The sequence below is a fragment of the Sphingobacterium sp. MYb382 genome, from assembly GCF_037572665.1.
Lineage (GTDB): Bacteria > Bacteroidota > Bacteroidia > Sphingobacteriales > Sphingobacteriaceae > Sphingobacterium.
Map to the genome: position 1 here is coordinate 131,949 of NZ_JBBGZT010000029.1, position 22,184 is coordinate 154,132.

Genomic DNA, 22,184 nt, shown 5'->3' on the forward strand with positions numbered 1-22,184 from the left:
TACAGTCTCAAAATATAGGATTATTATTTTTATCAAATAATTGAGGCCTCATCCCTTTTGCCTTACAAATAATCATAACTCTTTTTATTATACTATCCTGTTCTTCTTTTGAAACAATAGTATCATCGGAAAGTCTTATAATATCATCTGAATAAATAGCGTAACCATATTCGGACGTATCTCCAACCATTTCCGAACTTACAAAATAAGCTCCTCCTAATCCATCAAAATAATTTAAGCCCGCACGACCAGTGATCACAACTCGTTCAGAATGATTATTATCAACAAACGATTCGGACGTTACCCCTGCATTTTTACAGAATGTATGTACTCTTTCTAATACCTGAGCTTTTTCCGTTCCTGAAACAACGCCAGCATCCGAAAACCTTATCATAATTTGACGAGATTTAGGCATCAAACCATCTTCTAAACCTAAAGCCAATTGCGGTGAGACTAAATACATTTCTCCAGAAGCATTATAATACTTCAATCCAGAACCACCCATTAGCTCAATTCTCTCTAAATTATTGTTCTTTTCTAATGACATTTTAGTTTAGTTTTAACATTCACATCAATTACTTCTGTGGTAATTCCCTTTTTCTTAAGAATAGGCTGTTCGGAAAGTTCCCAAACGCTTTCTGCACCACGATATCTTTCAGAGTCTATAAATACAATAGCGTGTTTTTGACTTTTAGGAACTGAACCCGCAAAATCTTGGGAAGTTTTTTTCCATAACGGCTCAGCTTGAGTTTTCCAGTCCATATTTTCAGTAAATTTTTGAAGTTTCTCTCCATGGGCAGTCATTTCTAATGTAGTTCCGCCTGTTTTTTTTGCATATGTTTCGGCAGCTGACCTTGCTTTTGGTCCACCAGACCAAAAAACTTTGTATAAACCACTTAACCCAAAAACATCGACCCAACTATTACTATCCCTCACATAAGCGTAAAGCGTCGGGTTGTTTCCCGCCAGTCCAATTGGATCTTTACTGATGTAAAGCCCACTCTCAGAGTCGTAATAGCGGTACCTGTTATAGTAAAGACCTTCTAACTCTTCATCCTCATACTGACCTAACTGCCTAAAGGGTATAAAGGTTTTATCTCCCCGTAGATTTTTAGGTTTTCCGTAGATATCATAATCTGTTTGCCAGATCAGCTTGCCCAGTTTATCATAAGCCTGTATAGGCCTGTCGATATAATCGCTAACAATACTGTAACTATCCGCTCCGACAATCTTGCCACAAGGAACCAAACTTCCTGCTTTATACACCCAAGTAACCAGATTTTCAATAGGTTCTTCTCGGTCGTATTGGAGGAGGCTATTTTCTCCCAAAACAAGCTTAGGACGCAAGTTAAGTTTATATTTCCACTCGTGCAAAAGCCTGTTGCCATCCCAAAGATAGCGCGTAATCTCTTCTTGGAAAATCTTTGCCGTACGCCTTCCCAAAGCATCGTATTCCATACTGACCTTGTAACCATCCGGGCGCATCACGCTTTTTAGCATGCCATTGGCATACCAAGCGTACTTCCAGTCTCCTCTCTCCCATTGGGCCGGACTTGGAGGTCCATGTTTATCGGCATCGGGGAGGTTGGCTTCCTGCCAGTTTTCCTCGATATTCCAGTCCTTTGAAGTATTCCGAAGGTAAGATTCATAAAAAGATTCTTCCGTTGGCTTTTCGGCAACAAGGCCTATGATATTTCGCTTGCTCTTAAGGATTAAGTTGCCTTGATTATCATAGCGGTAATACCATTTCTTATCCTTTAGCAGCCTTCCGCCCTGATCATAGATACGGTCTTTGCGGCTTTTGCTTTCGTAGAGGTTGCCGATTTCATCCGGACTCTTATAATCCATACTGCCGTCTGCATATCGCGCTCGGCTAAGGCTTCCATAGAGATCATACTTATACTGGGTACCGCGCTCATGGAGCAAATCTTCCACATAATGGAGGCGATTGCCGGCCGACCAATAGTATTTTTTATGTAGACTGGTATGTCGGTGATGGGTAACCTTCTGGCTAATAGGCATGCCCGTAGGATCGTATTCAAAACTACTCTCCACGCCACCACTCATCTGCTGTTGTTGCAATTGCCCTTGTGAAGTATATTGCAATAGCGATTCCCAAGTATTGTCCTGACCTTGCTGGGTATTATAAGCTTGAATATGGGTCAATTGTCCCAAACTGTCGTAGTCGTGAACGACTTCTGCCCCGAGGCTACTGCTTAGTCTTGTCAGCTGACCTTGCTTGTTATAGGTATATTCTATATAATGCTCTCCCTGACGCTCTTGGGTAATAAGCCCCATGGCGTTTCGGGCAAAGTCTACACGGCTATTTTCGTTATCCGCACGTATCAATAAACCCGAAGAGTCATAGTGATAAACCTCCCAACTGCCATCTTGGTAGTCGGTATGCACCAGCCTTCCGGCCAAATCGTATTGGTAGTAGATGGATTGGTCTTCTCCAAAAATACTCTGGGTTACCAAACCGTCTTTGTTGCGCAGGTATTTCTTAACGATTCCATCAAAGCCTGTCTCTTGGATGATTTCATTGTTTTTATTGTGCACAAAGCGATAGACTTCTTCTTTTTCATTGGTAATGGACAATAGATTTTCATATACGTCATAGAAGAAGCTAAGAACCTGAGTCTGCTTCTTGCTGATCCGATCTCGTCTCTCCTGCCGCTTAAGGCTTCCCATCGGGGTATACTCCATCAACCATTCGCGCTGACCATCGCTCACGCTGATCGGAAGATCATAGGCGTCATATGCAATCTCCAAATCCGGAACACCGGTCTGGCTAAGCTGAGTCACTCTTCCCATTTTGTCGCGATGCCAGTGTAGCTGCATGCTGGTTTGGGGATTAAAGATCTGCAGCTTTCCATAATCGTCATAACGCCAATGCTGCTCGGTGCCCAGGATATTACTCAGGTAGATTAACTGCATTTGCTCGTTATACCGATACTGGGTATTTATGCCCCAAGCATCGGTACTACTGCTGGGCAGCTTCATCTCGCCCTCGTATTCATACTGGGTGAGCTCACCGAGTTTATTGATATAGCTCAGCAGCCTCTGCTGGTCGTCATAAACCCAAATTTCCGAAGCTCCCGATGGCGAAAAGCGTGCCGTAAGCTGACCATGCAGGTTATGGGTATACTTGTATTCCTCCCCATCAGGGGTATGATAGGTAATTATATTTCCCCATTCGTCATAGGTATATGCCCTCGTGCGCCCCTCAGGAGAGGCACTCATGCGCTTCTCTTTATGGGGAGTATAGTCGTGCCAGGTTTCTCCCCCTTCGCCATTTCTTTCTTTATAGATTAAGTTGTTCTCATCGTAGTAGTATGTTTCTGTTTTTTTGTCTTGAAAGGGATAGGTAACACGGTTGTAGCCCAATTCAGGGTGGTAGCTAATGGTACCTACTTGAACGCTCTTAAGCCCGGTCGTATAGATCACCCTTCCTTGATTGTCGTATCTCCAGGTATATTGCATTTTATTGCGATTAATCCTTTTGACAATACGATTGTGCTCGTCATATTCAAAATATATGGCCTTGTCGTACTGATCCCATACGCAGGTTAGGTTTCCTCGCTCGTCATATTGATAGCGTACCTGTAGCTCTCTAAGTGCTCCACTCACGTAATATACTTCGGCAATACGGGTATTTTCTTTATTAGGTAAGGTTTCTATACGTCGGCCACTCTGATCTTTAATACTTTGCAGCAATAGCGCTCTACCGGTATAAGCAAAATCCAAATGGGTTCCGTCGTGATAATCGATATGGGATATCTTATAGACTTCCTCTCCATCAATATGTACAAAATGCTTGTAGGTATACGTATTTAAGCCCTTACGAATAATCCAAGTTTGTTCATCGGGTCTAGATTGCCATACTTGCTGGGTTCGGAAATATGCTTCTTCAGTTCCTAGATCTGGGATAGGAAGCGGCAAGGGTTGATATTCATCGGGATGAATCCAAGCGGCTACCTCCAACGCGTAATCGGGGATAATATAAAGGTCATAGTTATTAAAGACCCCCGTTCCCATTTGATTTCTATCATAAAGCTGATCGCTAAGCCAAGCATTTTTCCAACTTAAAGGAGTATTCCCTCCAATCTCGAAATCATCCCATTCAAAATTCATGGCTCCGGTAACAAAGTTTACAGGGTCTAATCCAAGCCTACATAATTTTCTGGAAAGGGCTTGCGCCATTTTGAATTTACTCAAGGGACCCTTCTTGAGCAGGCTGTTATTCATCTTGGTTAAGCCTACTTTGGCTCCTTTTCCTAAGGCTTTACTCAGCTTCTTCATTAAAAACATCCCTGCAAAACGCATGGCCATCTCTCCTAAGGTATATACATGGGGAACAAAAGCCCCCCCAACCAATACAGGGTTCCCCGTATTGATCTGCACATACATACTGGCAAAATTGTTGTAAAAAGCAAAATAAGCCAATGGATTTTTCTTGGGCTTGGCAGGCATGGCCGGAAGCATGGTCATCCCAAAGGGAAGTCCCATACAGGTTAACACTTGCTGAGGCTTGTCTCCACTCATCTTAGATCCCTGACCTAATACCGTCTCCGAGCCATAATAAACTTCTCCTTCATGGGGCGCCTCTACCGGAGAAGGAATGGTATAAGCCGGAATTAAGGAGCTCACATGTTTAAAAGGGATAGCGACTCCCATAACGCTGGTCGTTGTAGTCGCCTTGTGCCTTCCATGTACATAGATAGACCCGCCCATTGGTATGCTTTCGGGTAAACTGCTAAAGACCTTACGTACAAAACTCGGAACAGGAATCGTGAATTTTATGTAATCCATAACATCAAAAATTAATCCGATAAATGGATGTGGTAAGGGATAAATGCCAAAAGGGGTCAGTGTCCAGTGGATATCTATACCCAAGACAATATCAAAATGCTTACCTGTATGCTGGCTCGCCGTAGGATGAACCGAAGGTTTGCTCACTTGGATTAAGTGGACAAGGCTCTTGGTAACTTTTGGACTATCGGAATTCGATTCTGCCGATCCTGCAGCTGCGGATTCTGCTCCCTGCTGCGGCTCTGATTTCCCCAAACTATTGGTGGAAGAAAATGGATTGAAAGACTGAAGGTTGTTCTTCATAGACTGCTTCAAGCCTTGAACGTTATCTTTACTAAAGCCATCGATATTCCCTTTAACATCAACTTTAGACCAACGATCTATACCCATATCCGGCTTATCAACCGCTATAAGTTTTATGTTAACTTTTTTATTCTCGTTCTGTTGCGACATAATTGAATCCCCTTAGTAATTAAATAATAGACGGGGCCTTTGGCCGTTTTGTAGAAACTTTCCAAGCGTCTCCAAAATAAGAATGCATCTCTTGTTCCAAATCCCAGTATTGTTTTCCACTATACTTTTCTGATAATACAGAACCTATGTATCTCAGACTGCTCTCCTGGCGCTGCTGTGAGCTCATTAACCGGCCCATCTCGAGACTTTGCTGATACATTTCTAGCATTCGAGACCTTGACAGCAGGCTATCATAGAGGATGCCCACCGTTCTGTAACACTCCAAGGCGATGGCATAATCGCCCCTTGCCTTGGCTAAATCCGCTGCTTGTAAAAAACTTCCCTCGGCCTTGCCCTTGTGTCCTTCGCCTAATAGAAAGCCTCCATAGTTCATGTACATTTGGATTTCCAAAGCACTTCCTTTTTCTACTTCTCGAAAAATCTTTTGATAAACGTCTTCGGCTTTGTCTTTCTTTCGCTGTGCCACATGGGCTTGCGCCAACAGGGAATAGGCAGCAATGCCGGCTTCTTTATTGTTGAGTTCCGAGCTGAGCTTGATCGCCTTGCCTAAGGAAAGCTCCGCTTCTCTAAAACGCTTTTTACTCAAATGATTACTCGCCGAGAGTATCTGCTGCTGAAAGTCCGTATCTACACTATTCTTGGTTCTATTGGTATGGGCTGCCGTATTTTCCATAAGCTCGTGGACATCGATAGCTAATCTAAAGCTGTGTGCAAAAGACGTTGAAGGTAGGGTCTTGAAGTTATGATGCTCCGACCATACTAATTTGATATGCTCGATCTCGAGTTTTTTGCATAAATGACACCAATCGTCAACCCACTGTGCCAGCTCCGAGAGATCACTGATTCTTAAAGGGGCGATATAAAGGAAGATATATGATGCTTGAAGCTCGGGAAAATGCTCTTGTAAGTGTATTAACGGGAGTAGTGCCTTGTAAGCATCCGTGGCATAAACCTCTTCTTTCTTTAGCGCCCAGTTGGGCAGGGTAAACTCAGACTGCTGATCTTCTTTAAAAGCCTGGTATACCTGGCTCCACTCTTCCCATAAATGTTCCCCAAATGAGTTTTTCCCTTCAAAATTCTGGTAGTGGATCAGGTAAATATCCTCATCTTCATTTTCTTCGGACATACGAGACTTCATAAAACCGTCAAAAATGTCGGTTTCATGTTTCTCGCCCCGACATATAATCATAGGGGAAGACTGGCTCTGGAGAAGCTCTTTCTTCCACCTATATTTTAATTTTACCAGTTCTAACTCTACAGGATTCATAACTAATTTAATTTAATCGTACCACTGGAGATATTAGTTTCTGTGCCTCCGCCAATATTAATTTTAGCGCCGCCAAGATTTGATTCTGAAAAACCCTCCATCGTTAGTATTTCCGTTCCTATATTTAGTTCTGTAGGGTTTATTCCTATGCCTGAAGTAGGAGTTCCCTCTTCGGGACCTACCCCCACGCCGACAGTCGCAGATCCTGAAACACCTATATTTTCACCCAGCGTAACTATATTTTTCCCTTTGATCACGATATCGCCGTCTTTATTAATATATATGGAACTCGCCCCGCAGCTAATCGTTATGGAATCCTGGGTGGTCAAATCTGCATTGCCTGCTCCGTCTAGGATTAAGAAATTCTGCCCCTTATCCATTACCGTTATCCCCCCTGCGTCATTAAGTTCTACTGTGTGTCCGCTTTTTGAGCTGAGGCTTTTGACATTGTTGCCGCTACCTCCACCTGCAGCGACTTGACCATGGAATAAGCCGCCCATCACATAGGGGCGGTCGGGATTGCCGTGCACAAAGCCCACCATCACCTGATCGCCAACCTCTGGAATAGCCATGAAGCCTCGGTTCTTACTTACCTTTTCGCTACTTCCAGCATCGGGGCTCAGCACCCGCATCCAATCGCTCTGCTCCGCCTGACCTTGCCAGTCGAAGCGCACCTGCACACGCCCTTTCTCATCTTTGTTGTCGATGACGGTTGCAAACTGCGGTTCTGCTTTAGGCTGCTTATAGTCCACCGCTGGCAGGTAGCCTGTACCATGACCCACCGCTTCAAAATGACCAGTATAGTTTCCCAATTTATCGACATGATGCTCCACGCCGACAATCATCAACCGTGTAAAGTAGCTCGCCTTTTTGGTGCCGGGCCTAATCATTTCCATCTCTACCAGGCAGCTCGGGTATAAAAAGGGAACCGTGCTACGTCCGCTGGTCACGAAGGTGTCTACCGAGCGGCTTCCCGCAGCGCTATTTTGTGCAGCATCGAGATCCTTGGAGGTATGCGCCCGCAAAGGGGCAACCTGCAAAGCATGTGTCGTAAATGTGTTTTGGGATATTTTATAGGCTGACTGCCCTAAAGAGGATTCGTGCTTTATCTGACTGGCTCCGGTATACAGCGGCTGATGCCTATTGCTGTTGTAGCCATAGTAGCTGGGCTTCACATGCAGGGCTTTCATCTGTATATCTACCTGATCGACATTCCGGCCGAAGGTGAGCTGTATCGCTTTCTCAGGAAAAGGAAAACGGCCAAAGCGGAGCGTATCGCCATCGTAATAAAACTGCTCGCCATGGGTCGTAGCCAAACGAACCAGGTAGTTGTAGTGCGTCTCCTCGTACTGGCAGCTATACGTCACATGGCCAAACTCGGACGCCACGGCCACCTGATATTTCTGCGTACCCAAGCCTTGTTTAATCACTTCTTGGGCGATAGTACCCAGTGAGATTGTAGCGTCTCCGCCAAAGCTTTGCATGTTTGTGGCTCCATCGAGCAGTATCGTGGGGCTGTAGCCCGACAAGACAATGTTGCCATGGTTCTTATGCTCCCGACTTAAACCAACTTGGGTTATCACCCCAATAAAGTCTCGTTCCGGACTTTCTATAAGGTTGCGATAACGGAAGGTCACCAAGATGCGCTTGCCCAGCAACTGCTGCGCCTGCTCCATATGATGGTCTTCAATCGCACCCAAAGAGTCGTGATCTAACACTAAGGTAAAATGATGGTGCCCGCCCGTGTGTTGGGACAACCGAAAATCTTTGTAACTCGTAATCAAACGGCCCTCCACAACAATGGTGAGCTTAACCAAATGGGATACCCCCATCAGTTCGTTGGCCGTAATAAGAACGGAGTTACTGGGCCTGCTGCTGCCTGCTGTCATAAGTTCATCGTTTTAGTACTCGATAAGGATGATGACAAACGGACGCCTTCGAGGCTTCAGCTTGTCATATTTTTATAGTAATCTTTTTGCTGGGCGCGCAAAAAGAGTTTATTATCGTTTCTATATACGTATGGTTAGCATACGTAATAAAGTAGATTGCCAGGCTATCCTTCCGGGCGAAAAGGTGGCCCCGCAATCTAAGAATTAAGCGCTAGGCCAGATGCCTTCATAAGCACCGCCGCCATAGTTGATTTTCTCAGCGCTGATCACAAAACTGATAAGCATACTGTTTGAATCTATTGCATCAAAATCTACCGAATGTTGGATTACGTATCCGTTTTCCCAGTTCAAGGTGATCAAGGTGCCTTCTTCATGTGATTTGTTGAAGGTAACTTCTCCTGCTGTAGGTTTGTACTTCCCGTTCAACAAACTCTCCAGAATGTCCGACTTATCGGTAGCCTCTACGGTAACCTTGATAATTGCATTGGAGGGATCCGATGATACGCGGCCGGATACATCGAATGCACGGCCGACATTGTACTATAGTTTTAATACTTTTTGCGCTTCGCCGCCGTTGAATTTCAACACGGATATTGAATTGTCCTTTGCCATGGTTAACTGTTTTAAATAATTAATATGTAACTGTTACCAAACCTAACAAAGCCTTTTCCCTTTTCCTAGTAATCATACGTTTATCTGGAAAGTGTAGTAAAACTACTGCTTCTTAAAACGAAATTATTCATCACTAAACATATAGTAAGAACCCCATCTCCTTATACCAAAACAGCCTTCAAAGCTCCAAAAAAGCGAAAATAAGTACTTATGGGAAAAGCGAATTCGCGAACTAACCAAAAGAGTAGTTTTGGTGGCCTTCACCTATTTTAGGTTGAAATTCCCGAAAATCGTAACAATGACTTTTAAGTTTGGTAACCAAAAGGTATTATCTCCACAGCATTTGATCCTGTGGTAGGTTCCTAAAAGAGTGAAAAATTAAAAAAGTCCGACAGTAATTAAAAACTGTCATTACGAAGCAGAAATAAAATTCGAAACTCTTTACAAGAACGTAAAAAACAAAAAGGACCAAACTCATTAAGAATTTGGTCCTTTTACATTCCAAGAAATGCAAAAAGTTTATTTTCTGTTACACGTCACTTACGATAAGTGTTCTTTAACACGTTTATTGATTTTACGTAAATGTAAAGACATGCTAATACTTACAATCCCCGAGAGGATAATAGCGAAGCTCAATACATAAACGATGTACAGGCCTGTTAGTGCAGGGTTAAAGATTAGGATTAACGAAAACAAAAGACCTAAAACTGCCCATGTCAACATCCATCCCCAGTTTTTTGCGCCATACTGTTTAAATTCTATTGCCGTAGCTACCCCAAAAATGGATTGAAAAAAGGTATAAAAGGCAACGACGAAGGGTAACGTTAACATGGTGATTCCTGGATTTACAACAATATACAAGCCGAGCAAGGTGTAAATAATACCCGCAGCAAGCTGCCAGCCCCAACCATCAATATCATCCTTATTGCTGATGGCGAATACCAATTGCAAAACACCCGAAAAGAGGAAAGCAACACTGATGAAAATACTAATAGCAATATAGGTTGCCAAGGGTGTCCCTATGGATATAAAACCTAAAAGAACTAATAATATACCAATAATTAGGGGTACGTACCAATGTTTAAGCGTACTTTTAAATTTATGAATTGCTGATGCCATGATTATTTATTTTAATTGATTAATACAGTTCATTACTAATAATAAAACCTCGGGCCAGCTTTATTGTTTTACAGAAAATAGACAAAACAGAAAAATGGCTTTAAAAGGACCATTCATCTATTTTAAATATACGTAATTATTGTGCTTTTCGCAATAAGCTTCCTATTTTTGGTAAACAACAAATCAGTAAACTATGATAGTTAGATTGCTTTCCGTTCGCCCCTTTCTTATTCTTTCTCTGCTCCTTATCCTATCGGGCAAAATGATGGCGCAGCAACGTGCAGGAATGGAAATTGATTTCTTTGGTTATATCGACAACCGTGAATATAAATCTACGTACACAAAAGATAAAACCATCCTCGGGACGATTGTATCGCCCAAGCTTTACTTTGCTATCGACAGCAATAACCGCATCGTAACCGGAATTCACTACAACCAAGACTTCGGTAAGAATAAAGACAATAAAGATATCGTAAAACCAATAGCCTACTATAGCTACGAAAGTCAGAAATTCTCCTTCGCTTTAGGTCACATGCCGCGCTATGAACGTCTTAATGATGTGCCTCGTTTAGTGATGGCAGATACGTTTATGTATGACCGACCAAATATTGAAGGTATCTATTTCGCCTACCACAACAAAGGGTTTAAACAACATATCTTCGTAGACTGGCTCAGCAAACAGAGCTACACGCAGCGCGAACGCTTTATGGTGGGAACATCAGGAAAATTTAGAAAAGGTAACCTATACCTAGCAAATGATATTACCCTTTATCATAATGCGCTAACGAGCAACGACAGTATTGTTCAACATATCCAAGATAACGGAATCGCATTGGTTCGTTTGGGTGCCGACTTAACCAACAAGACTGCCCTAGACTCCCTAAGTATTGAAGCGGGATTTGCCTTTGGTTTTGACCGTGTGCGTACAGAGTATGAAATGCGCTTTGCAAAAGGCTTTTTAGCGCAATTTTACCTAGGCTATAAGAAGTTTTTCGTCGGCAATACCCTATACCTCGGTCAAGCCCAAAATCTTCCCTTAGGTGACTCTTTTTACCACCATAACCGCTACAACAGGTTAGACTTCGGCTGGACGCCTTTCAAAAAAGGAAACCTGGATGGCCGATTCACCGCTTCCCTACATTGGACACCCGATGGTGCCAGTAACCAGCAGGCCTTCACACTGAGGTATCGTTTTGGTAAGACTCTCTGGAAAAACTAAGAAATAAAAAAGCAGACTCATAACGAAGGTATAAAGATTCATCTTTCAAGTACTCGCAAAATAATGAGCATGACAAATATTATATTAATTCTAGGAGCTCCAAATGACGATCAGGGCACTCTGTCTACAATGGCAAAAGATAGATTAATTTGTGCATATCATTTTATAAGGGCCAATTCAGGATTTGAGATTATCTGTACAGGAGGTTTTGGAGAGCATTTCAACCGCACTTCAAAACCACATAGTTTCTACGCCAAGCAATTCTTACTTGAAAGAGGAATTCAGGAAACAGATTTTCTAGAATCGCCCCTTTCGATAAATACGATAACGGATTTTCTAACGACAAAAGATATCATACAGCTCAAAAAGCCTAATATTCTCGTAATCGTTACTTCAGATTTTCACATGCAAAGAGTCAAAATCTTGTATAAGAAACACCTCAACTACCCTAAAGTAATCTTTCTGCCAGCCACTTCATCACTCACAGAAATGGAGTTAGTGCCCTTGATTAAGCATGAAAAAGAAGCTATACAAAGGCTAAACCAACAGTAATAAAACAAACGCGTCTGCCTACCCTATTGGGCGACAGACGCGTTGAATTGAATATATACATATCGTTTTTAGCTAATCCGTAGACAACCTTACTCGCCAGCTATCAATTTATTATGAATCATACTGTAATTATAGCGCTGTATAAAAGCTTTAAGCTTATCATCCAACAGCTGCAAGGTATCTTTTTGTGTTTCTAAAAGATTGTGCTGCTGCAAGCGGTCTGTCTTCAAATTAAATAAAGAAACGGGCTTTTTACCATCATGCGTCATGAAATAATCGCCTTCAAAAAAGTTAAAAGTACCACCGATATTATTCACTAAGAAGTTGTTTTTCTGCGGAGCAAAAGCATCAAACCCAAAAGAGAAATAAGGCTTATCATACCCCAAATAATTCAATACCGTCGGCATGATATCAATCTGCTGCACCAATTTATCAGACATCCCTTTCAAGTTTTTTCCAGGTGCATAAAAAAGAATAGGGATCGCAAAGCCCTGCGCCGTGGTGCTATATTCAGGGAAATAGCTTGTCGTCGAGTGGTCAGCACACAGCACAAAAAGGGTATTATCAAACCACGGCATTTTAGAAGCCGTAGCGAAAAACTCCTTCAACGCATGGTCTGAGTAGCCCATAGGCTCATGCACGGGCAATGGCCCTTTAGGAAATACACCGGCATATTTTGCGGGTACTTTAAATGGATGGTGCGACGATAGGGAGAAGAAACCAGCGAAGAATGGCTGCGGCATAGCATCAAGCTTGTTCGCCATAAACTGCATAAAAGGCTCATCCCAAATTCCCCAAATACCATCAAAGTCGGCATCATTATTATATTCGTTCTTTCCGTAGTAGTGTTTCACACCTGCCAACTGCATGTAGGCAGAGAAGCCCATACTTCCATTGGGAGCACCGTGGAAAAAAGCAGTTTCATACCCTTCATTTCCCAAAAGACGGGCAATGCTCGTCGTTTTATTGCCGGAGTAAATCGATAAAACAAAAGGCTCTCCTACCGAAGGAATCCCCGTCATCACCGATGGCAAAGCATCGATTGATTTACGACCGTTGGCAAAGCTATGTTCAAATGTGTATGACTGTCCAATCAAGGAATCCAAGAACGGTGTATACCCTTTGTACTTACAACCGTCAAGGTCATGGTTATAAGCACCGATATATTCCTTAGCGAAGCTCTCCATAATCAAGAAAACGACATTCATCTTCTTAAAATTACCTGTAGCCTGCGGCTGATGAATAACAGGGTATATCTTGTCCAGCTCGGCATCCGAATAGTAATGCACCTCTTTTAGCTGTACTGCTTTTAGCGTCTTCAACATGCTAAAAGGCGTATTGAGCACGATATTCATTTCTTCGGCATTTTTCACATAATCACCGGCATTACTCAGTGTAATCGGTCGCGTACTATGTGCCCAACCGCCACGAACACCACCGATGAAAAGAAAAGCTACCACAAGGAATAACCCCGTCTGCCCAACATAGCCAAGCCACCCGAAAGGTTTAGGCTTCTGCAGCTGCAAAACATCGTACAGTTTAACCAATACAAAGACAAACAAGGCAAAGACCAGCAGCAAATACCAGTAGTCAACCAAGAAGTCTACAAACAGCTTACCTAGGTTAGATTCGTTAGAAAACTGTCCAAAAACAGTACCTGTAGTACGTTTCAGCGTAAATGGATAATAAGCATAATCCATCAGATTAAGCGCAATACCAATACTATTTGTCACGATGAAAATCCACTTTGCAACCTGCTGATAAATCCGATTATAGGTAAAAGGAAAAGGCAGTGATAACAATACGATGTACAAGATGTTTAGGTAAAGTAGCGCTACGATATCAAAACGCAGCCCTCCCCATGACATCCCTAGCAGCTCCTTCGCTCCCACCATCGGGAATAAAGACTGATTGTAAAGGAAAAAGCCTACACGCAACAAGGCATACAAAAAGAGTAAGCCGATAAAGCGGAGTGCGATAACTAAAAATTTGTTATAAAAACCTTGAAACTGGATAGATTTCATAGCCTAATACTTTAAAAAATCTTTAAAAACAGTTTGATAATAAGCCTTAGCGATTGGCAGTAAATGTTCTTTCTGCTCCTCTGTTGTGCCAGGTGCTGTATATGAAACTTTACGCCCTTGCAAGTCAAAACCTACGGCAGCATCATTCGTTACCACCCCATAGGTGCTATTCGAATTGTAAAATGCAATATGCTTTCTTTTCGTATCAAACAAATTAGTCGAATACTTAAAGCGGTTGCTCTTGTCACCAACAAAACTAGCCAACGTAGCTACCACATCCGTTTGACTCACCACATCGTTAACCTTCATACCTCTATATTCTGGCTTAATAGCACCACCAAACATAAACAAAGGTACATGAAAACGCTCCGGCATATCCATCCCATATTTCTCGGTAGGATACATATGTCCGTGGTCAGGCACGACAATAAATACCGTCTCGTCATACCACGATTGTTGCTTCGCCTTTTCTACAAAATTATAAAGCATGCTATCGGTATAAAAACAAGTACTACGGTACGCATTAGCTTTGGTGTCATTACCAAATTTGTATTCTGTATCTAAATGGAAAGGCTCATGATTCACCAACGTATAGAACACGCTAAAGAAAGGTTTCTTATCTTTCTCCACATCTTGCAATAATCTATTAGCAATAACGTGGTCATAAACACCCCAAGAGTTACGACGCACACCTAAAGGGAAATTCTGGTTATCGACCACTCGGTTGATACCGTGGGTATACATATACGATTTGAAGTTGTAAAACTCACTCTCTCCACCATGGTAGAAGGAAGTGCTATAGCCTAAAGAATCAAAAACTTGACCAATACCGGCTAATTTCTCATGCTTAGGAATGTAGCTGATAATACTTTCTGGCCCTTGTGCAGGAAATCCACTCATCACAGCAATCATCCCTTTATCGGAGCGATCTGCCGCTGCATAGGCGCGCTGAAAAGAGATACCGCCATCCATCAACTTCTTCATCTGTGGCGTCACATTTTTCTCGCCTCCTAAATTTTCGAAAACCTGCGCAACGACGCCTTCCAAAATAACAAGCACGACATTTGGTCGTTTCGTATTTAAAACCTGTAGTACAGAATCAGAAGGTGAAGGTAAGACACCCGTCAACAACGCTTTCGCATCGGCATCATCCATATATTGGTAAGGGTTTTTCTTTGCACTCTTCGTCATATCCTTTAAGAAAGCCCAATAGGTATTTACGGCAACATGGTTGGCAACATTACTATCCGAAAAATAAACCGAGCTAGGATTTAAGGTAGCGCGGCCGTAGCCTCCACGGATAAAAGAGAAAGACACCACGGCAGCAATTAAAAAGCTTATTAAGACCGTGCCTATCGGCTGAGAGCGATATTTAGCAAAACGAACGACTACTAAATGGTAGAAAAAATGAGCACATGTAAAATAGATAACCAGCACAAAAGCCGCTTGCGCAAGCATGCCGATATCTACCGAACTGGATACCCCACCCATTGTGTCTATCCCTAGCGTTATTGCGCGACGGCTGATTTTCTCTCCCCAAGCTTCATAAAGCGGTAGGTTGCTAATCGTGATAGCCGCAAAAAGTAAAGTAGGGAAAAAGCAATACAGCCTTAACACCCATTTCGAAACCGCCTTTTTTAAGATAAGCGACTGGAAAAGAAAGAAAAATATCGGGATAATCAATAGATAGGCACTCAGCGACACGTCCATTTTCAAGCCATAACCGAAGGCATAAAGTGCATCTGAAGAGTCTTTAACCTTACGGAAATTACTCGCGTAAAAAGCAATCCGATCCAGTACGGAAAGGAGTGTCCAATATAAAAATAGAGACACAAAAAAGGAGATATTAGATCGCCAAGCGGATTGTTTATGTATCATAGAAACCGTACTAACTTATTATCAATGTATAATGCGGTGCAAAAGTACATATTATTCAACAAGATTATGAATAGCCGATGTAACATCTACACGATTTTTATTCCCTTATATATGCCTTAAACTCTGTAAAATTCAGTATTTTTGCTTGTTGAATTCCCAAATAAAAAAATGAGCATAGCAAAAACTTACAATCCGAAAGAAGCAGAAGAGAAGTGGTATTCCTATTGGATGGAGAACGGTTTTTTCCGTTCCACACCTGATGAACGCGAGCCTTACACCATCGTCATGCCTCCACCAAACGTCACTGGAGTCTTGCACATGGGGCACATGCTGAACAACACGATTCAAGATGTATTGATTCGTCGTGCACGTATGTTAGGAAAGAATGCATGTTGGGTACCTGGTACCGATCACGCATCCATTGCAACTGAAACAAAAGTCGTCGCTTTGCTTAAAGAAAAAGGTATCGACAAGAAAGATCTTTCACGTGAGGATTTCTTAACACATGCCTGGGAGTGGAAAGAAAAATACGGAGGCATCATCTTAAAGCAATTAGAAAAACTAGGTGCTTCATGTGATTGGGAGCGTACGAAATTTACAATGGACCCTGACTTGTCGGAGGCCGTTATCGACACGTTCATCCGTTTCTACAAAGAAGGATATATCTACAGAGGGGTACGTATGGTAAACTGGGATCCGCAAGGAAAAACAGCCCTATCTGATGAAGAGGTAATCCGTAAAGAAGTAAATCAAAAGTTATACTACATCCGCTATAAGATTTCTGGTAGCGATGAATATATTATTATTGCCACTACACGTCCCGAGACCATCATGGCCGATTCAGCCATCTGTATCAACCCTAATGATCCTCGCTACACGCACTTAAAAGGTAAGAAAGTATTGGTTCCTTTGATTGACCGTGAGATTCCGATTATTGAAGACGAGTATGTAGATATTGAATTTGGTACAGGTTGTTTAAAAGTAACACCAGCACACGATTTAAATGACTACGAGCTAGGTCAAAAACATAATCTAGAGATTCTTGACATCTTAAATGATGACGGTACTTTAAATGAAAAGGCACAAATTCTTATCGGTGAAGATCGTTTCATCGCCCGTAAGAAGATAGCTAAATTACTAGAAGAAGTAGAGCAGATTGAAAAAATCGAAGACTACAAATCGCAAGTAGGTTTCTCTGAGCGTACTGACGCTGTAATTGAGCCTAAGCTTTCTATGCAGTGGTTCTGTAAGATGGAAACATTAGCAAAACCAGCTTTAGAATACGTAGAGAATGGTACCATCAAGTTGATTCCAGAAAAGTTCTTCGCTTCCTACAAACACTGGATGGAGAATGTGAAAGACTGGTGTATCTCTCGTCAGTTGTGGTGGGGACAACGTATTCCTGCTTGGTATAATGAGAAAAACGAATGGGTTGTTGCCAAAACAGAAGAAGAGGCTCGTGCTACCTTCTTAGCGGAAGGTAAATCGGCGGCAGGTCTTCGTCAAGAAGATGATGTACTCGACACCTGGTTTTCTTCAGGTTTATGGCCTATGTCAGTGTTTGATGGCGTGCGTAACCCAGAGAACGAAGAATTTAAATACTACTACCCTACGAATGACTTAGTGACGGCACCAGAGATTTTGTTCTTCTGGATTGCCCGCATGATCATCATGGGACATGACTATACCCAAAAACCTCCTTTCAAAAATGTATACCTAACAGGTATCGTTAGAGATAAGCTAGGTCGTAAAATGTCTAAATCGTTAGGTAACTCTCCTGATCCAATCGACTTGATGGAGCAGTATGGTACTGATGGTGTGCGTGTAGGTATGCTTCTATCCTCTCCGGCAGGAAACGACTTGATGTTTGACGTTTCTTACTGTGAGCAAGGACGTAACTTTGCCAACAAAATCTGGAATGCTTTCCGTTTGGTAAAAGGATGGGAAACAACGGACAGCCCTGCTACAGAAGCACAGAAAAATGCAGCAACGTGGTTTGATAATCGCTTTAATCAAGCATTAGTAGAAATCAATGAGCACTTCGACAACTACCGCTTGTCGGATGCCTTAATGACGACCTACAAATTGATTTGGGATGATTTCTGTGCATGGTACCTAGAGCTTGTTAAACCAGCTTATCAAGCACCTATCGAAAAAGAAACATTAGATACCGTTGCTGGTTTCTTCCAAAAAATATTAAAGCTTGCTCATCCATTTATGCCGTTCTTAACGGAAGAATTATGGCATGACGAGATCTTCGGTGAGCGCGATGCCAAAGACTGTGTAATCGTTGCCGAATACCCTAGTGTAGCTCCTTTTGATGAGAAAATTATTAAAGAGTTTGATAGCGTAAAACAGATTATCTCAGAGGTGCGTAGCATCCGTAATAGCAAGGGTATCTCACCTAAGATTGAACTTCCGTTAGCGATTAGCACATCGGATATTAACTTCGCTAAGTACCAAGACAGCATTGTGAAGTTGGCTAACATCTCGGATTTATCGTTTGTACAAGACAAAATTCAAGGCGCTGTTTCTTTCCTAGCGGGAAAAACAGAATGTTATGTTCAGTTAGAAAACAATGTTGATGCGGAAGCGGAACACGAGCGTATCAGTAAAGAGATTGAATACTTAAAAGGCTTCTTAATTTCTGTAGATAAGAAATTAGCGAACGAACGTTTTGTTCAAAATGCAAAACCTGAAGTCGTAGCTAACGAGCAAAATAAAAAGGCTGACGCCGAAGCTAAGATTAAAATTTTAGAAGAAAGCTTAAGCAACTTAGGCTAAGCCATCGCTTGACCGATAAAAAAAGGTTTCTTGTCGAAGTGAATACGTTCACCTAGGCAAGAAACCTTTTTCATTTATGAACAAACCCTTCCTCAACGAGCAAAGGAATAATGCAGGCTAATTAATCAACCGTAATCACCTTGATACTAGTCTTTGCAAAGGCTACTTTTCGTTTTTCGAATATTAGCTTCAGCTTCTCAGCCATTTCATAGCGTGTAGCGCCAAAAAGCTTGCTTGCAGTCCACGCATTAATGATAAGCTGCACACCCGAATCGGTAAGATCCCCCACAACACAGATAGGCTCTGGCTTATCCAATATCTTTTCTTCCTGTTGAAACAGCGCAAGCACCTCATCCCTTACCTCCTTAATATTGGTATCATAAGTTACGTGCACTGTAAACTGCATACGTCGATTGCCGTGCTTAGAGAAGTTACGGATAACAGAGTTGGCCAAGCTACCGTTTGGACTAAAAACTTTAACACCTGTACCATCATTCAACGTCGTATACAGCAAGTCAATATTGTTTACCGTACCCGAAGAACCGTTAGCACTCTCAATCTCATCGCCCACCTCAAAAGGACGAAACAACAAAATAAGTACACCTCCGGCGAAATTGGATAAGCTCCCTTGCAAGGCCAAGCCTACGGCTAAACCAAAAGCAGAAAGAATAGCAATAAAGGAAGTCGTTGGGATACCTATTGTATTAGCCACCGTTAAAAAGAGCAAAATGTACAGCACAATGCGTACTAAGCTCTCCATAAAACTGCGAATCGATAGACTCACATGCCGGCGTTCAAAACGCTTTGCCAATACGCCAATAAAAAAGCGAATAAAATAGATACCTACCAGCAAGATAACCAGCCCTACGGCGATACTCGGCAGCTTCATAACTACCATATTAATAAGCTTTTCGAGGGTTCCTTCTAAGTGTGTTAAATTTTTCTCCATACACAAGAAATGTTTTATTAAATATAAGAAATACTTAATTCAAAACAATTATGTATATAATTTTCGATATCTTTAATATATGGGATTGATTTACTTGGATAATAACGCCACAACACGCATTGATGAACAGGTACTCAACAGCATGCTCCCTTTCCTTCGGGATAACTATGGCAATGCCTCTAGCCTGCAACATCGCATGGGAAGAGAAGCCAATAACGCCGTAGAGCATGCCCGCAGACAGGTGGCCAGTAGGCTTCATGTGCGCGAGAATGAAATCATCTTCACCAGTGGTGCGACGGAAGGCATTAACATGGCTTTACGTGGTATTGCCAAGGCTTATGTGGGGCAAGGGAAACATATCATCACCTGTACCACGGAGCATCGCGCTGTTTTAAGCACCTGCCAAAACCTAGAAAAGCAAGGCTTCATCGTTACCTATCTTCCTGTTGACGAAGCAGGAAATATCGACCTAGACGTACTCCGCGCTAGTATCACGCCAGAAACTATATTGGTAAGCTTAATGGCTGCCAACAATGAAACGGGCGTACTGCACCCGCTTGAATCCATTGCGCAAATATGTCAAGAGAAAGATGTTTTGTTTTTCTGTGATGCAACGCAGCTAGTAGGTAAGAAAGAAATTGACTTACAAAGAATACCGATTGATATCCTTGCCCTCAGTGCCCATAAAATACATGGACCCAAAGGTGTAGGCGCCTTATTTATTCGTCGCAAGAGCAAACCAATACAAATACCAGCTTTAATAAGTGGAGGCAGTCAAGAAAAAGGACTCCGTGGAGGAACACTGAATGTCCCTAGTATTGTAGGGCTAGGCAAGGCTATAGAAACAGCTTACCTACCAAGCAATATTCAAGAGTACCGAGATTATATAGAGGAGCAAGTAGCGCTACGTGTTCCTGAGATACAAGTGCATAGTAAAGAGGTGCCGAGACTAGGAAATACCAGTAATATTGCCTTTCGCCATATAAAATCGGCGGAAATAATGAGTGAACTACCCGATATCGTACTATCGGCAGGCTCTGCCTGCGCTTCAGGGCTTCTAGACCCTTCTCATGTGCTCAAAGCAATGCACTTAAGTGATGCCGATGCTTTTAGTAGTATCCGCATTGGCCTAAGCCGTTACACCGAGCGTAAAGAAATAGAGCAAGCTACCGAGATGCTCATACAGGCGGTAGAAACTATCCGCGCACGTTCGCCTATCTGGCAGCTTTACCTAGATGGAAGCCTCTAACCGCTTTCTATTTACGGTGAGAATCAATCACGGCGGTCAGCTGTGCTAACTGTAGAACACCACTTTGACGCCATACCTGCACGCCATCTTTAAAGAGAATAAGCGTCGGTACACCTTGCACCTTATAGTTTGCCGCTAGCGCATTGTTTTTATCTACATCAATCTTAACAATAGAAAGGGCCTCTTCATAGTGCGCTTTCACGTCCTTTAAAATTGGGGCCAATACCTGACAAGGGCCACACCAGCTCGCCGTAAAATCTACCAATACTAAAGGGTGTTGTTTTATAATATCATTAAATGTTGCCATAGCGTATATAGTCGTTGTTTTGTCTTTACTTTTAATAGGCTTAAAAATACAGTAATTATTGAATCAATGACGTCTTCCTCCTGTCAGATTTTCTTTAGAATTTAAAACGATATAGCTTTCAACAATAGATTTATCACGATTTCGACAGCTATATATTCCCCGCAGGGGATTCAGCATTAATAGGAGATTGTTAATTTCTCAAGGTCTTCAATATTACCTTTAAACATATTCAAATCTACATTCCCTTTAATACCTTTGACATTCCCCTTTTCAGAAAACTGCCAAAAATGCCAATGCTTCTTCGGCTTATTCACCCAGAAATTATAGTTGGCAATCCAAAGGACATGGTCTGAAAATTCCTTTTCCAGAAAATCAGTGAAGTAACTATCGCCCGAATACAGAATAGGCTTAACACCGTAGTGTCGTTCCACTTCGTCCAACCAGCGCTTCAGCCCCGTCTTTAGGGAATCCATAGACTGCCTACGCGGACGCTCTTCAATATCGAGTACAGGAGGTAAATCGCCAGGTTTCAGCTTCACCTGCTTAATAAAATTCTTAGCTTGTTTAACGGAATTTTCGTTAGGTCGAAAATAATGGTAGGCGCCGCGCAGTTTGGTACGCCCAGCAATAGCATTCCAATTTTCCTTAAAGCGCTTATCGACTGCCGACTCCCCCATGGAGGCACGTACAAATACAAAGTCGACAGGCGCTTTTTCATGAATGGTATTCACTTCGTCCCAGCGAATACGCCCTTGATATTCGGAGATATCAATGCCAAACACCTTATCATCATGCTCACGCATCAAGGCTATATTGCGAACATCATGCTCGAGCGCGCTATGGCTATCCGTTTGCTCCTCTCCATACCACCATCGCTTAAGCATATAGGAGAGGTTCGTTTGCGAAATTAAAACCGCTAACAGCACAAAAATTCCGCAGGGAATCAGAATGCTATACAATAGATAACGCTTCCTATCCATCGCCTTAATAGGCTCCTTTTTCTTAATCACTCGCTTGGTACGTGCCATCAAGAGGTGAAATTAGGAGAT

The 22,184-nt window shown here is 42.3% G+C and carries 15 protein-coding genes and 1 pseudogene; 5 read left to right on the forward strand and 11 right to left on the reverse strand.

The genetic code is table 11. From position 1 onward, the window contains the following. Window positions 1–7: 7 nt before the first annotated feature. Genes WH223_RS18330 through WH223_RS18345 form a run of 4 tightly spaced genes read right to left on the reverse strand, consistent with a single transcriptional unit; the run spans window position 8 to window position 7,941 of the window. Window positions 8–547 (reverse strand): hypothetical protein, encoded by a 540-nt coding sequence (locus WH223_RS18330; RefSeq protein ID WP_340049313.1) that lies wholly within the window; start codon window positions 545–547, stop codon window positions 8–10. Beyond that, the gene (locus tag WH223_RS18335; RefSeq protein WP_340049314.1) at window positions 538–5,265 is read right to left on the reverse strand and encodes an RHS repeat-associated core domain-containing protein; all 4,728 of its coding nucleotides are present in this window, start codon (window positions 5,263–5,265) and stop codon (window positions 538–540) included. Before WH223_RS18335 ends, WH223_RS18330 begins: the two co-directional genes overlap by 10 nt. Window positions 5,266–5,284: 19 nt before the next feature. Continuing rightward, a complete protein-coding gene (locus tag WH223_RS18340; protein WP_340049315.1) occupies window positions 5,285–6,553 on the reverse strand; it encodes a hypothetical protein in 1,269 nt (422 codons plus the stop codon). A gap of 2 nt (window positions 6,554–6,555) precedes the next feature. After that, on the reverse strand, window positions 6,556–7,941 hold the full coding sequence (locus WH223_RS18345; protein WP_340049316.1) for a phage baseplate assembly protein V: 1,386 nt from the start codon (window positions 7,939–7,941) through the stop codon (window positions 6,556–6,558). A 339-nt stretch (window positions 7,942–8,280) separates the two neighbouring features. On the opposite strand from WH223_RS18345, the gene WH223_RS18350 reads away from it, so the two are divergent. After that, window positions 8,281–8,520, forward strand: a complete 240-nt coding sequence (locus WH223_RS18350; RefSeq protein WP_340049318.1) for a hypothetical protein — start codon at window positions 8,281–8,283, stop codon at window positions 8,518–8,520. A gap of 126 nt (window positions 8,521–8,646) precedes the next feature. On the opposite strand, the pseudogene tssD reads toward WH223_RS18350, so the two are convergent. Then, a pseudogene (gene tssD / locus WH223_RS18355) lies at window positions 8,647–8,970 on the reverse strand (type VI secretion system tube protein TssD); the annotation flags it as partial. A gap of 624 nt (window positions 8,971–9,594) precedes the next feature. Then, a complete protein-coding gene (locus WH223_RS18360) occupies window positions 9,595–10,173 on the reverse strand; it encodes an HdeD family acid-resistance protein (RefSeq protein WP_340049319.1) in 579 nt (192 codons plus the stop codon). 193 nt (window positions 10,174–10,366) lie between these two features. Here WH223_RS18360 and WH223_RS18365 point away from each other — a divergent pair, with 193 nt between their 5' ends. Continuing rightward, a complete protein-coding gene (locus tag WH223_RS18365) occupies window positions 10,367–11,392 on the forward strand; it encodes a hypothetical protein (RefSeq protein ID WP_340049320.1) in 1,026 nt (341 codons plus the stop codon). A gap of 63 nt (window positions 11,393–11,455) precedes the next feature. Then, window positions 11,456–11,944 carry a YdcF family protein gene (locus WH223_RS18370; RefSeq protein ID WP_340049321.1) on the forward strand — a complete coding sequence of 163 codons (489 nt, stop codon included), beginning with the start codon at window positions 11,456–11,458 and terminating at the stop codon, window positions 11,942–11,944. An 89-nt stretch (window positions 11,945–12,033) separates the two neighbouring features. Here the strand turns inward: WH223_RS18370 and WH223_RS18375 are convergent, their stop codons facing one another. Together WH223_RS18375 and WH223_RS18380 are read right to left on the reverse strand one after the other, a co-directional pair. After that, a complete protein-coding gene (locus WH223_RS18375) occupies window positions 12,034–13,968 on the reverse strand; it encodes an LTA synthase family protein (protein WP_340049322.1) in 1,935 nt (644 codons plus the stop codon). Between the two features lie 3 nt (window positions 13,969–13,971). Further along, window positions 13,972–15,846 carry an LTA synthase family protein gene (locus WH223_RS18380; RefSeq protein ID WP_340049323.1) on the reverse strand — a complete coding sequence of 625 codons (1,875 nt, stop codon included), beginning with the start codon at window positions 15,844–15,846 and terminating at the stop codon, window positions 13,972–13,974. A gap of 168 nt (window positions 15,847–16,014) precedes the next feature. Here WH223_RS18380 and WH223_RS18385 point away from each other — a divergent pair, with 168 nt between their 5' ends. Further along, window positions 16,015–18,630, forward strand: a complete 2,616-nt coding sequence (locus WH223_RS18385; RefSeq protein WP_340049324.1) for a valine--tRNA ligase — start codon at window positions 16,015–16,017, stop codon at window positions 18,628–18,630. Window positions 18,631–18,751: 121 nt separating this feature from the next. On the opposite strand, the gene WH223_RS18390 is transcribed toward WH223_RS18385, so the two are convergent. Next, on the reverse strand, window positions 18,752–19,579 hold the full coding sequence (locus tag WH223_RS18390) for a mechanosensitive ion channel family protein (protein WP_340049325.1): 828 nt from the start codon (window positions 19,577–19,579) through the stop codon (window positions 18,752–18,754). 79 nt (window positions 19,580–19,658) lie between these two features. Here WH223_RS18390 and WH223_RS18395 point away from each other — a divergent pair, with 79 nt between their 5' ends. Continuing rightward, complete coding sequence (locus WH223_RS18395) at window positions 19,659–20,828, forward strand: cysteine desulfurase family protein (protein WP_340049326.1); 1,170 nt, start codon at window positions 19,659–19,661, stop codon at window positions 20,826–20,828. Window positions 20,829–20,835: 7 nt separating this feature from the next. Here the strand turns inward: WH223_RS18395 and trxA are convergent, their stop codons facing one another. Together trxA and WH223_RS18405 are read right to left on the reverse strand one after the other, a co-directional pair. Beyond that, entirely contained in the window at window positions 20,836–21,135 is a 300-nt protein-coding gene (gene trxA, locus WH223_RS18400; protein ID WP_340049327.1) for a thioredoxin, read from the reverse strand. A 176-nt stretch (window positions 21,136–21,311) separates the two neighbouring features. Then, window positions 21,312–22,163, reverse strand: a complete 852-nt coding sequence (locus WH223_RS18405; RefSeq protein ID WP_340049328.1) for a glycoside hydrolase family 25 protein — start codon at window positions 22,161–22,163, stop codon at window positions 21,312–21,314. Window positions 22,164–22,184: the final 21 nt, after the last annotated feature.